This window comes from Paenibacillus sp. FSL R7-269 (genome assembly GCF_000517865.1).
GTDB lineage: Bacteria > Bacillota > Bacilli > Paenibacillales > Paenibacillaceae > Paenibacillus_AQ.
Window position 1 is genome coordinate 19646 of the sequence record NZ_ASPS01000050.1, and the last position, 14131, is coordinate 33776.

General features: G+C 50.8%; 9 protein-coding genes. All 9 read right to left on the reverse strand.

Features of this window, described 5'->3' with window-relative positions; all coding sequences use genetic code 11:
* Positions 1–46: 46 nt before the first annotated feature.
* On the reverse strand, positions 47–1258 hold the full coding sequence (locus C162_RS22060; RefSeq protein WP_036697777.1) for an MFS transporter: 1212 nt from the start codon (positions 1256–1258) through the stop codon (positions 47–49).
* Positions 1259–1409: 151 nt separating this feature from the next.
* Positions 1410–2405: an ROK family protein gene (locus C162_RS22065; RefSeq protein WP_084649017.1), complete on the reverse strand. Its 996-nt coding sequence runs from the start codon at positions 2403–2405 to the stop codon at positions 1410–1412.
* A gap of 54 nt (positions 2406–2459) precedes the next feature.
* Positions 2460–3113 carry a response regulator gene (locus tag C162_RS22070; protein WP_036697781.1) on the reverse strand — a complete coding sequence of 218 codons (654 nt, stop codon included), beginning with the start codon at positions 3111–3113 and terminating at the stop codon, positions 2460–2462.
* A gap of 63 nt (positions 3114–3176) precedes the next feature.
* Positions 3177–4244, reverse strand: a complete 1068-nt coding sequence (locus C162_RS22075) for a sensor histidine kinase (protein WP_036697784.1) — start codon at positions 4242–4244, stop codon at positions 3177–3179.
* Positions 4245–5324 carry a cell wall-active antibiotics response protein LiaF gene (gene liaF, locus C162_RS22080; protein ID WP_036697787.1) on the reverse strand — a complete coding sequence of 360 codons (1080 nt, stop codon included), beginning with the start codon at positions 5322–5324 and terminating at the stop codon, positions 4245–4247.
* Positions 5325–5642: 318 nt separating this feature from the next.
* Positions 5643–5789, reverse strand: coding sequence for a hypothetical protein (locus tag C162_RS36105; RefSeq protein ID WP_156949683.1), 147 nt, complete (start codon positions 5787–5789; stop codon positions 5643–5645).
* Positions 5790–5922: 133 nt separating this feature from the next.
* A complete protein-coding gene (locus tag C162_RS37485) occupies positions 5923–6684 on the reverse strand; it encodes a 3D domain-containing protein (RefSeq protein ID WP_305954390.1) in 762 nt (253 codons plus the stop codon).
* Between the two features lie 116 nt (positions 6685–6800).
* Positions 6801–8738: a threonine--tRNA ligase gene (gene thrS, locus C162_RS22090; RefSeq protein ID WP_036697789.1), complete on the reverse strand. Its 1938-nt coding sequence runs from the start codon at positions 8736–8738 to the stop codon at positions 6801–6803.
* A 665-nt stretch (positions 8739–9403) separates the two neighbouring features.
* The gene (locus C162_RS22095) at positions 9404–13774 is read right to left on the reverse strand and encodes a bifunctional 2',3'-cyclic-nucleotide 2'-phosphodiesterase/3'-nucleotidase (RefSeq protein WP_036697792.1); all 4371 of its coding nucleotides are present in this window, start codon (positions 13772–13774) and stop codon (positions 9404–9406) included.
* Positions 13775–14131 lie beyond the last annotated feature (357 nt).

Consider the following 14131-nt stretch of genomic DNA (forward strand, 5'->3'; position numbering starts at 1 on the left):
GGCGGCCAGCCAGATGATTGCGCAGATAAGAATATAAGCCATCAGTTTATTCCCTCCCTAACATGGATTGGCCCAGCAGCCGGTTCACCCGCTCTGCACTGCAGAACATGAAGATCAGTAGCGTAAGTACAGCAAAGGGGAATACGGCAATGCTGGTGCCCACGGATAAAAGTCCAAATAACGGCGGAATTAACGTTGTCCCCGTATAGGCTACCGCCATCTGATACCCGATTAAGCGGGCTGAATTCTCCTTGCCGAACCGGGCAGGCGTCTCATGCAGGAGACCCGGATAAACCGGTGCGAGGCCCAGACCAATCAATATCAGTCCTGCAAGTGAAAGGGCCGGATGGAACGGGATTACAAGAATAGCTCCGCCTATAAGGGTCACCAATTGACCGTAACGGATAAGAAGGCGGTTATGGACTTTTAACGTGATGAAGCCGGTTATCAGCCTGCCAATTGTAATACCCGCGTAGTATACGGAGATCCATACCGCTGCTGTATCTGGTGAAACTCCCCTTGCGCCTACCAGATAACTGGCGCCCCATAGTCCAACCATTGCTTCTATTCCGCAGTACAACAAGAACGTCAACAGAGTAGGCTTAACGCCCCGCAATCGGATAGTGTTCGCCTGCGACTTACGGTTCACTGCAACTTCATCTGGAAGATTGCCGCTAAGCGCTGCGGAAGGCTGAGGCTCCCGCATGGCAGCAACCTTTTTCCATAGCGGAAGCGTCACTAACAGAATCATCGCGAATCCGAACTGAATGATGGCAACCACCGCATATCCTCCTCTCCAGGACTGGGCGTGTACGAGATTGACTGCCATAATCATGGGTCCCAAGGTCGCGCCCACGCCCCAAAAGCAGTGCAGCCAGCTCATATGATGAGCCTTGTAATGTTCAGCCACATAATGATTCAGTGCCGCGTCTACTGCACCTGCCCCAAGACCTAGCGGAACGGCCATTATAATGAACCACAACACGGATGGCGATACGGAGAATCCGAACAATGAGGCGGCGGTTAAGAGGCAACTGACAAAGGTAATTCGTCCTGTCCCCAGGCGCTTCACTATGGTATTGCTGAACAGACTGGACACGATGGTCCCTCCGGCAATAATCATGGAGATGATTCCCGCCGACCCCAGCGATGAACCCATCTCCGGCCGGATCACGGGCCACGCAGAGCCAAGTAAAGAATCGGGAAGTCCCAGACTAATAAAAGCCAGATAAATAATAATCAAAAAATACGTAGACAAAGATATTCCCCCTAAAACGCTTAATAAATAAACTTTATAAAGTATATATACTAAGTATGTGCTCTCTCTTATTTTTTGTCAAGAAGCGGATACACTTATCCAAAAAAACAACAAAAACCCCTGTTGTTAACAAGGGCTGTTAGTACTAGGTCTATGTAGGCTCCGGCTCTAACTCCTTCAGGGTCAGTCTGCGCAGACCGTTCTCGAAATCTTCCTGAAAGGTGTGCTGTAAGACGACCTCCGGATAGACAGGCATGGGATGCTGAAGCTGATAGGCCGTCCAGGCCGCTGTCCAGACTTCATCTTCCACTCTGTCCTGATAAATGACAATTCTATCCGGGGCCAGCACAGCATTCACCGTCTGCAAGATCCTGCAGGTTGCAGTTATGAATGTATCTCGGGGTATCTCCAGGCTCCACTCAGGCATATCGGGAAGGAACTTAACCTCGCCTGACATCCCCTGATTTCCTCTCAGGATGCTGCCGTTCAGGTAGATCCCCATACCCGGCGGGTAACCGTTCGGAAAGTAGAGCCCCAGTAAATATTGCTCTTCACCTTCCCTATGCTTCATGCAATATCCGCTGATCGCTGCATTCACATCATTCTCCACCAGAATAGGCAGCCCAAACCGGGTCTCAATCTCTTCTATTAACCGTGAGCCCGTCAGTTCCCGGAGACTGCTGACCTTAATTTCACCATTGACCGCCTGTCCCGGAATACCTATGCCAATGACCTTGATGGCAGGATACTGGCTCAGTGCATGTTCAATGATTGTGTAGAAAAAATCTCTCTCAAAAACCGGGATGATATGATCATCCTTCATCAGAATATCGTCCTTCAAATTGATAACTGTGGCGGAGACCAGGACCTTTCCCGCTTTTTCTGTCACGTACATCACCAATGCGAGGCTGAAATTGTAATTAAAGCGATAGGTCTGTGCGGGTCTGCCCCCGTTAGAAGGCACCACCATGTCTTCAAACAATTCCCCTAACTCGGACAGTTCCTTAACTAATGAGTTCACAGTTACTACGCTCAGCTTGGTCAGTGCAGCTAGCTGGGGTTTTGTAGCCGTCTCCATTCGTTTCATCACCTGACGCACATTATTCAGGTTAATTTCCTTCATCAGATTGGCGTTTGCTATTCGGATAGCCTCCTTATCGGTTCACTATATAAATGTTGTCTACCAAACTCCCTGCAGCTGCTAACCCTGCGCCCAGCCTTTGCGGTGGGCGAAGATCGCCAGCTGGGTGCGGTCATCCAGCTCGCATTTCATCAGCAGGTTGCTGACATGAGTCTTCACGGTCTTGATGCTGATATGCAGCTCCTCGCCAATATCCTTATTCGTCTTGCCCTCGGCGATCAGCAGCAGCACTTCCTTCTCACGTTCGGTTAAGCCGGAGGAGTCGCCCTGGACCGTGCGCTGGCGGATGCCGCGGGTCAGTGCCTGCGACACATCGCCGGTCATCACAGGCATGCCGCGATAGGCGCCTTGCAGCGCATAGATCAGTTCTTCTGCGGAGACGGTCTTAAGCACATAGCTGACAGCTCCGGCTTCAATCGCATCGACCACCAGATCGTCCTCCAGGAAGCTGGTAAGGATGACAATCTTGAGCCCGGGGAATTCGGCCAGGACCGCGCGGGTGGTCTCAGCCCCGTTCATTACCGGCATCATCAGATCCATCAGCACCAGATCCGGCAGCGCCTCCTGTCCCAGTTCACGGAGCATCGCCAGCGCTTCATGCCCGTTGGCTGCTTCCCCTATCACTTCAAACATCGGGTCCAGCATCAAATAGGTTTTGAGGCCCATCCTCACCATATCGTGATCATCTACAAGCAGTACTTTTATGAGACTCATCCTGTACTCCCCCTAACATTGTATAAGCATTATACAGCCCCAGCTTCATCACCGCTAAGCCCCTCAAGCCTCTTCAGAATCGGCCTCAGACCCGTCAGCAGCCGTCTCCGCGCGGCCTTGGACAAACTTTGGAATATGTACGCGGATCGTTGTTCCCGCTCCCCTGCGGCTGATAATCTCGACCTGACCGCCGAGCTTCTCGGCACGCTCACGCATGGTCGTGAGCCCGTAGGAGCCTTGCTTGTGCTGCACATGCTCGAAGCCCTGCCCGTCATCGCTGATGCTCAGCACCACCTGGCGCGGCACCTCCCGCAGGGACAGACTGACCACCCGTGCACCGGCATGCTTCACAATATTTGCCATCGACTCCTGAATAATCAGGAACAGCTGATGCTCGATCGCTTCGGACAGCTCACCCTGAAGCTCGAGCTCCTTCACCCCTTTGAGCCCGTTCTGACGGCAATAATCCGGGAACCACTTCTCCAATGCCTCGAACAGATTGCGCCCCTCCAGCTCCACCGGACGCAGCTGTGCGATGAGCGCCCTCATCTGCTTCTGCGCCATCTGGGACATGCTGATCAGCTGATCCATCACCACCCTGCCGTGCTCGGCGCTGCGTTCAAGCACTTTAGGCAGCGAAGAGGCGGACATGTGAATAGCGAACAGCTGCTGGCTCACCGTATCATGCAGATCCCGGGCCATACGCCTGCGCTCTTCCAGTACCGCACTCTCCGCTGCCTTTTCCTTCTCAATAACTTCCTGTTCCCCGAGCTGCTGGAGCCGCTTCATCTTCTTCTCGACCGTATCCATCATGATGTTGAACTCATGGTAGACCCGTGCAAAAGACTGGTCCTCGCTCTCCGGCATCCGTACCGACATATTCCCCTTAGCCACCTGCAGCATATTCAAATCCAGATGATCGATCCGCCGCTGAATCCGCTGACCGGCGATGTAGCCGATGATGACTGTGAACAATACAATGCCCAGACACAGGTAGATCCACATCCGGGTATCCACCACCTGAATATAGCCCAGGCATGTCCCGGCATACATCAGTCCCGCCGTAACCCCGCCGCTAAGCAGGAAATACACCAGCAGCATCCACTTGGTATTACTGAAGATCATCCCCATTTAACCCACCGTTTTGACTTTAACGTCACCGATGAAGCAGCTGACGTTGATACGGACTTTCTTGCCCGATTCCTTGTAATACGGTGTCTTGCACTGCACATTGCTCATGAACCCGCTGCGCGACTGCTCAAGCACCTGCATATCACCGATGAACGAGCTGCCGGTCACAGCCACACCCAGATCCATATCATCTGGAATATATACTTTAATGTCGCCGACAAAAGCAGAGATATTAATCTTCGTCTCGCCGTAAGGAATCTGCGCATTGGTCAGATCCAGCACCGTATCCCCGATGAACTGCGAAATATTGGTCCGCTTCAATTGAAAATGCTCCTTGCCCATATGCACATCACCGATAAAAGCCGAGCGGTTCGTCGCATCCTTATCATTCCCGGAATCCTGGAACTCCTCATGCCATTCGCCGTGACGGCGGGCTTGCCGTTCCTGACGCTCCTGGCGTCTGCGCTCCTGGCGCTCCTGCTTCTCCTGCCAGCGGGTATCTGCCGAAGCATGCAGCGGGTTACCGTCTGCGTCTTCCTCATTCTTATGCAGATAATCATTCCAGTTCCGGTCCTCGCTGCCAGCCGGCTTGCCGAATTTCTGCTCGAACTGCTGATCGAGCGTAGACTCCAGCGGAGCAGGCGGCGCTGTATCCAGCGGACTCTTACCGGGTCCAGGCGGGTAGTAGCCTGGTGGTGAGGGCGGTGCCGGAGGTATTGGCGGAGTGCTCGGCCGCGGTCTGAAGATGACGGATAGTCCGCCGCCGATCAGCATGACCGGAATCAGCATTTTGAAGAAATCGCTTGCCGAGTAGTAGAACCAGTCTAAATTCCGTCCCAGGAAAAACACACCGATCGCCAGATAGATAAATCCGCCGAGTGTTGCCGAAAATCTTGATCGCTGCTCATCCGGAGCCAAAAGCCGTTGTACGCCCATCACGATCAGAATAACGGGCCAATAGGTGGAGATCAGTGAACTCAGACTGAAATCCGTGTAGCCCATCTGCCGGAGTAGGAACATTCCCCCCAGACCGATGAGGAGCAGGCCTCCGAGTACCTGGCTGGTGAACCTTCGTTTCATAATGTCATCCTCCTTGTCGTAAATACAACTCTTCCTCTTGAACACTTATAGCCTTAGTCTACAGGAAGAATGCGGTGGAGAACAGCGGCGTAAGAAGGAACTGTATCTCAGTCTCCAGACCGAGAGGACTGGAATATTAAGTTAAATTATAACCATATAAAATAACCCCATAAAGTGGGGCTTTAGCGTAGGTGATGACTCAGATACTTTACGGGGACCCCAAAACATATAAATTCTATTAAAAAAAGCTGCCCTCCAGCCCGTAAACGGACATGGCAGGACAGCTTGTTGCTTCAGGAGCTTACCGGGAACCCAGCATTACTGCTGCGGTTTCTGAGCCGGTTTGGTCATGGAGTTGCTGCTTTGCTTAGTCGCACCGTCATTTTCAACAGCGAACTCTGCATTGTATTTTTCATTTGGTGTTTTGAAATTTTCCTGTACCTTTGGTTTCTTGGAATTAGCCACGAGAATCACCTCCCTATTGTATCGGAAGAAGCAAGTATTTGCCCCAGTCGATATTATGGGAAGCAGCCCGCTTTATTATACATGCTCAAGTGAAAATAAATTCAAACTCCGGATTGTCCGGTGTACGCATCCCTTAAATAGCTTCTTCCAGCAAATATTGCGGAACTGCATTATAGGTCTGGATAGCATGACCCAAGCTCTTCAGCATACTTTCCGTGCATTTACCGTCTCCGCGCTTGATCAGTTGAATCACCACCGACTTCTTGCCCCATTCCTTGTAGACCTGCTTGGTGGTGCTGAAGTAGAGATCGATCTTGCGCCCTTTGATTGCCGATCCGGTATCGGCCACAATTCCATATCCGTAACCCGGTATATATAAAATACTTCCCAGCGGCAGCACCTTCGGGTCCGCTGCAATCGTGGATACCGCATTCTTGTCCCGCCGTACCTTAACTCCTGAATACGTAATCCCGTACTCCGGATGCTTCGCGGTCTTGCCGGTGGATTCGTATCCGGCTGTATAGCCGGTCGCCATAACTTTCAGCGAGGTGATAATCTGCTCTGGAGCCGGAGCGGCTACCGGTACCGAACCGGGTGCTTTGACAGGATTCTTAGGCTTAGCTGCCTGTACCTCTGGCTTCTTAACAGCTTTGTCTGCGGCATCCGGCTGTACGGCTCTTGAAGAGCCTCCAAGACGGGATGCTGAGCCTGTCTGCTGACGATCAACGGGTGACTGCTTCTGTATGCTGCTTCCATGCTGCCCTGCAGTGTCTTCCATCCCTCTCGCCTGAGCCGACTTGCGCACGTAATCCGGGAAGATCCCGGCAGCGGTCAGCATAAGGACGATCGTGACGAAAAGACACCAAAACCTCTGGTATAAGCCCATTTTGTTCATTAGTTAAACCCTCCCCATAGTACGAGGGTTTCCCGATTCACAAAACTTTATACATGACACCGCACCAAAGCAGTCTCATGAGGCTTATAACAGAGGTTCAGCAAGCAGGCTGAATTTTAGATTACACGTCCGGCAATTTCCTGTGCAAGCGAATCAATAGCTTCCTGCAGCGAACGGGCGCCAATGTCGCCTTCGCCGCGTTTGCGGATTGATACGCTACCGGCATTCATCTCGTTCTCGCCGACTACGAACATGTACGGCAGCTTCTCGAGCTGAGCTTCACGGATCTTGTAGCCCATCTTCTCATTGCGTAAATCCACTTCCGCACGGATGCCGCTGCGCAGCAGCTTCGCTTCCACTTCCTTCGCATATTCGTCAAAGGCCGAAGATACCGGAATAATCTTCACCTGCTGCGGGGACAGCCAGAGCGGCAGTGAACCGGCAAAGTTCTCCAGCAGGAAGGCTACAAACCGTTCCATCGTTCCCAGAATCCCGCGGTGCAGGACAACCGGACGGTGCTTCTGGCCGTCGTCGCCGACATATTCCAGCTCAAAGCGCTCCGGCAGCAGGAAGTCAATCTGTACGGTCGAGAGTGTCTCTTCTTTGCCGAGTACAGTCTTAATCTGCACATCGAGCTTCGGACCATAGAAGGCCGCTTCGCCTTCGGCTTCGTAGAACGGCAGACCGGCTTCTTCGACTACCTCACGCAGCATACGCTGTGCAGTCTCCCACATCTCATCGTTGGCATAATATTTCTCAGTATCCTTAGGATCACGATAAGAGAGGCGGAACCGGTAATCTTCAATCCCGAAGTCACTGTATACCTGCTTAATCAATTCCAGCACACGGATGAACTCGCTCTTGATCTGGTCCAGACGGCAGAAGATATGTGAGTCATTCAGCGTCATGGAACGCACGCGGTGCAGACCTGTCAAGGCTCCCGACATTTCATAACGGTGCTGAATTCCAAGCTCGGCAATGCGGATCGGCAGATCGCGGTAGCTGTGCATCGAGCTCTTGTAGATCATCATGTGGTGCGGGCAGTTCATCGGGCGCAGCACGAACTCTTCATTATCGATAGTCATCTTAGGGAACATATCTTCCTGATAGTGCTCCCAGTGCCCGGAAGTCTTGTACAGCTCTACGTTCCCCAGTACCGGAGTGTAGACATGCTGGTATCCGAGACTTGCTTCCAGATCGACAATATAACGCTCCAGAATACTGCGCAGCTTCGCGCCCTTAGGCAGCCAGATCGGCAGGCCTTGTCCAACTAACTGATTGAAGGTGAAAATCTCCAGCTCCTTGCCCAGCTTCCGGTGGTCGCGCTTCTTCGCTTCCTCCAGCAGGCGCAGATGCTCATCCAGCTGTGCCTTCTTGATCCAGGCTGTGCCGTACACACGCTGCAGCATCTTATTCTTGCTGTCTCCGCGCCAGTAAGCCCCGGCCACATTCATCAGCTTGAATACCTTGATCTTGGCTGTAGACGGCAAATGCGGGCCACGGCAAAGGTCGAAGAATTCGCCCTGCTCATAGATGGTGATGACACTGTCTTCCGGCAGAGCTTCAATCAGCTCCAGCTTGTAAGGATCACCCAGTTCGCCGAAGCGCTCCAGTGCTTCCCCCCGGCTGACCTCATGGCGGACAATCGGCAGATTCTCCGAGACAATACGGTCCATTTCCTTCTCGATCTTCAGCAGATCCTCGGGATTGAGCGGATGCTCCAGATCCATATCATAATAGAAGCCGTCTTCGATCACAGGACCGACTCCAAGCTTCACTTCCTTGGTGCCGAACAGACGTCTTACCGCCTGCGCCATCAAGTGAGCTGTGCTGTGACGCATCACTTCGAGACCTTCCGGCGAATCAAGCGTTACGATCTCTACCAGATCGCCTTCCTGCAGCGGTGTTGAGAGGTCTACGACAATCCCGTTGAGCTTGCCTGCTGCGGCGTTCTTGCGCAGTCCGCTGCTGATAGAGGCGGCTACATCATCAATGCTGCTGCCGTCCGCATATTCCCGGACCGATCCGTCCGGAAGCTTAATATTTACTGACATGATTACTTCCTCCTAAGGTTTGTTGGGCTATACTTCCTTGAACTCTTCATACACATTCACTTCGCAAGCCTACGCCTACAAGTGGTTATCACTCATAGCCTCTGCACACAAAAAACACCCGTCCCGCAAAGGGACGAGTGATTGCACCCGTGATTCCACCCAAATTCGATCCATCCTGGCAGCTGGCGCTTATGCTTCACTGCAGAATATGATCCTTCGTTAGCATGGGGATAACGGCCATGAACCGGCGGTTCTTACTATCCATTAAGGTTCCGGAGTACCGAAGCCGTAAGGAGTTCATAACCGCAGCTACAAAGGGGTAAACCAGAAGCCGGTACCGGAGGAAGTTGCAGCCTGAGGCTTCCTCTCTCTGAAACGGTCCAAAGCAAGTGGTTCATATCTTCGTCAACGCTGATAACATGAATTAAGGCAATTATAAATCTCAGCTTATCTTCCGTCAAGCGTAAAACAGCTGCCCTTCCTCAGGCAAGTGGAAACGTCTCCATCGTCCTTTTATGGACGGTACCGTTTCAGCGAGAAATAGCAGGATAAGTTATCGTGTGAAACCTATAACTTCTTATATTTCCAGAAAAGAGCCCGTGCTATTTCAGCAGGGGCTCTCTCTGATTGATTATCATTTCATGATTACATGATGAAACTTTAACTTATGAAGCTTTATTCTCCAGCATACGGAAGATAATCACTGCAGCCTGGGCACGGTTAGCCATGCTCTTCGGTGCAAAGTGCTTGGCATCCATACCATTGACGATACCAATCTGAGTCAACTGCGCCACTGCTTGCTCTGCATAAGGAGCAATCTTGGCCTTATCTGTGAATTTGTTCAACGTTGCAGCGTCAACCGGCTGCAGCTGACCCTTAAGGGCATTCGCAATCATAATCGCCATTTCCTCGCGGGTAATCTCACGGCCCGGCTCGAATTTACCGTTGCCGGAGCCTTTTACAAGACCTGCATTCACAGCCGCAGCAATCGTATCGGAGTACCAGACTCCCTGCTTCACATCACTGAATTTCGCAGGTGAAGCCGAATTGCCAAGTTCAAGTGAACGAACCAGCATGGTTACGAATTCTGCTCGGGTTACACTCTTCATTGGCGCAAAGTTCGTGCCGTCCATCCCTTTGATAATGCCTTTGGCTGCCAATGCATTAATGGCATCTGCGGCCCAGGCTACCTTACCCAGATCCTTGAAGGCTACTGCAGGGACAGCTGGGCTTGGCGTAGGAGCTGCCGTTGCCGCAGGTGTAGCTGCCGGACTTGGAGTGGCCGAAGGCGAAGCCGTTGGCTTCGGTGTTGCAGTTGTAACCGGTCCAGTGTTACCAGGGTTCGGATTAACCGTTCCAGGATCTTTCTCCACATTGATGATCCGGCCTTCAATGGCAGCAGTGATCGCACCACCGTTGAATGTTTTGACGATATATTCATAGAATACATCCAGGTCGATCGGTCCAGCCAGCGAGGAGCTTGCCTCAGTTAATACCTTGTAATTGTCGCCGCCCGCAGCCATGAAGTTATTGACTACAGCGGTGTAGCTCTTCGCCATTTCAATAGGTGTTCCGTCAGCCTTAGTCAGGTTAGCCACACGTTCTGCAACCGGCAGATACATGTTAGCTGTATATTTCAGACCTGAGATTTGCAGGGTTTTCGTGTCTGCAGTGCCGTCAGGCTTAACTGCCCATTGCTGCTGAAGCAGGGTCTTGATCTGCTGGCCGGTCAGGGTCAGCTTCACCAGCGTGTTGCCGAACGGCTGGATCTTCGCCAGATCCCCGAACGCTACATTGCCTTTCGGAAGATCAGCACGGATGCCGCCCGGGTTCATAAAGGCGAAATCTGCAGGATCTTTCTCGCCTTCTTTGAAGATAGCATGACGCATCGCATCTGCAATCAGGTTACCCAATGCTGATTCCTTAGTGTAGGCATCTGTACGGGTTATTGTACCGTCTGTAGTTCCTACAGGCTTGGTTAATTCAGGGTGCTGATTCAGATAGTAGTCCACCAACGCCTTGGTTTCGGCATCCGGTGTGATTTTACTCTGAACCGTGTTCGTTACAGTAGCCGTTTTACTCTTCACTGTACCAGTAACTCCGTCAATCACCAGCTTGATATCTTCAAAAGCCGTTCCGTAAGAGTAAGCCTGAACGATCAGCTTACCGTTCACCGTATCATTGGCATAACCATGATTGTCTCCGGCTACGATAACATCAACCGGGGAATTGGCAGGAAGTGCCTTAGCCAAATCTACAGCTTCGCCGGTGGATACATTCTTTTGGGTAACCGGATCAGTCTTGGTTGTTGCCGGGTCATGGGCAAGCACCACGATCGTCTTAACACCCTGAGCATTCAGCTCGGCCGCATATTTCTCAATCGCCGCGACTTCTTCCCCGGCACTCAGGAATTTCACACCGGCTGTACCGGCTGGCGATACTTTGCTTGGCGTTGCTTTGGTCACCACTCCGATGAAGCCGATCTTCACGCCGCCAACTTCTTTTACAACATAAGGGGTGATAATAGGTTTACCAGTAGTGCTGTCCACTGCGTTGGCATTGATATAATCGAAATCTGCGCCATTATGGACGACTTTCTCGTTCTTAGGGTCCTTACCGCCATAGATTTGAGCCTTCATAGCCTCGACACCTTGGTCAAACTCATGGTTCCCCAGGGTACCGATGTCGAACTTCATGAGATTCATCCATTCCATCGTAGGCTTGTCGCGTTCCAGTGAAGATACCGGAGCGGATGCACCCACAGAGTCGCCGTTGTGGAACAGCAGCGAATTCTCATATTTGGCACGGGCTTCCTTCAAATAAGCTGCAAGCGTAGCCGCCGTGCCTACTGCTTCCCCGTTCACCACCGAGGTAGTGTCCAGTTGGCCGTGGAAGTCATTAATGCCCAGCAGATGGACTTCAACATCTCCCGTTGGGGTTGGAGCGGATTTTTTCAAGTCAAGGTTGTAGATCTCAAATTTATTGACATCTTGAGTTCCCGTAGCAGTAATGTTTGCAGGAGCGACTGCTGCTGCTTTGGGTGAAGACGGGAATGTTACAGTGACGTTTCCTTCAATTGGTGCAATCGACCAGTTGTTGTCTGCGGTAGGATCAACGGTCCCCGCTTCCTTGATGTAATCCATCAGCACCTGGCGGTTCTCCATCTGGGAATCAATGATCATGTTAGCGCCTTTGACACCCGGGAAGTTCCCCCCGCCGCTGGCACGGTAGTTGTTGGTAACGACTACGAACTTATCCTCTAGGTTCAACGGCTGGTCGTTATAAGTAATGGATGTTACCCGGCTGTAGGACTTATCGACAAGCGTTCCATCAGGCTTATATTTAGCGGGACGGGTAACATCGATTGTATATTTGATGCCGTCAATCACATCGAAATTGAATACAGCGAATGCTGAATTTAAAAGCGGCTGGGGTGTGGAGATGGATGGCTTGATGCGGTTGAACGCTCCTGCACTCATCTCTACCCAATTCTTTACAGTTTCACCGTTAACAACAATCGCCTTGAGTGTGTTGTCATACAGATACAGATCGCTTGCACTGGCAATCGTAAGGTTACCTTTCTTGATGTCTGTATATTCATCCGGGCCGTTACGTCCAGCCTTGAACGGTGCGCCGACGCTCAGGATCGGAAGATTTCTGTAGGCGGCCAGGTTATCGTTCGTATGAATCAAGTTAGATACATACTGCTGCTGGGCATAGGTTACGATCTGGACTGTCGGATCATCCTGCACCATTGCAAAATAGCTGTTCATCGGAGCAGTTGTTTTGCCTAACGGCTGATTCACGTAATCAATCGTAGCTTGATGTGCCGTTCCTGCAAGATCTTCAATAGCGGTGTCAATGGCTGCGCCAGCAATAGAGCGCGTAGAAGCCTTGGAAGCTGTTTTGTCTACTTTCCAGCCATTCGTACCATCGGGTACGATTTTCAAATCGATAAGACCTAGGTAACCCCCGCCATAGCCCGCTTGTACTGCCGGAGTCCCATTGATATGACCATTGACGTTATCTACCTTAGCTACATCATTATTGTAAGGTTTCTTGGTGGACGGATCTTTGAAGGAAGCATCCAGCGCGCTGTCAACGCCGTTCGTCGGGAATACCTTGTGGGTATGCGAGAAGGTAATCGCATCAATACCCTCAACCTTGCTCAGCAGGTTAATGACATTCTCTGCTCCGGTTCCTTCTGCGGCAGCAGCATCGAACCCGGAATGAGTCATGGCGACGATAACATCCGCACCATCCTTCTGCATTTCAGGAACAAACTTCTTCGCCGTTTCCACAATATCTTCAGCAATAACGTTTTTCTCAAGGTTTACCTTGTCCCACTCCATAATCTGCGGAGTAACCAGACCCAGGAGGCCGACTTTAATGGTAACGGTGTTTCCTTTGCTATCCTTTACCACTTTATCAATGATTTGATAAGGTTCAAATGTATTTTTACCGTCTAACTTATTATAAATATTTGCATTGATATAAGGGAATTTCGCACCCGTAGACTCTTTATAAGTTGCACTGCTCACATTGCCTTTAACGGTCCGGTCCAGATAATCCAAACCATAATTGAATTCATGATTGCCGAAGGTTGCTGCATCATAACCCATGAGATTCATAGCTGCGATTATCGGATGAATCTGGTCTTCGCTAGTCTTGAAGTCAGACACTTGGGCCATATACGTTCCGAGTGGTGTTCCTTGAATTAAATCGCCATTGTCCAGCAAAAGGTTGTATTTCCCCTCTGCGTCATTGCGTGCAGCCTTTACTAAGGTTGAAGTACGGTCCAGACCTACAGTCGCGGAGGCGGCACCCTTGAAATAGTCCCATCCATATACGTTCGTATGAACATCCGTGGTGCTCATCAAGCGTAAATTAATGGTTCCCGGATTAATCACCGGAGAAGCCTCAGCCTTTCCTGCCGCCAGCACAGGAACATTGAATACTCCGCCCAGCATCTGTGCTGCCAGAACTGTGGTAGCCAATAAAGAAGCTATCGGCTTGTTCCATCTTCTCTCTCCCATAAATCTAATTGCCTCCCTGTAATTGCTATATTGTTCTACTACTGCCCGAAAGATTGTATCATAGCCCTACCTATGAATCTATCAAATTGCATTAACTCTTATAAGTTGTTGTGTAAAATCTCACATTAATTCAGCGATTTTTGTAAAAAATAACGATATCATTTTACAATTAAGTGAAGAATTAAGTGAAGAAAACGATAAAAAGCCAATTCAATTAGATTCCGCCTGTTGGACAAGTTAAATAGGAAATAAAAACAGATTTATTACTCTTTTATTAGGGCGTGTCTGAAAACTAATCATATTGAAGCTACTTCAACAGAATCATCGCGGAAGCGAGAAAGGCAAAGCTTAAAAAGT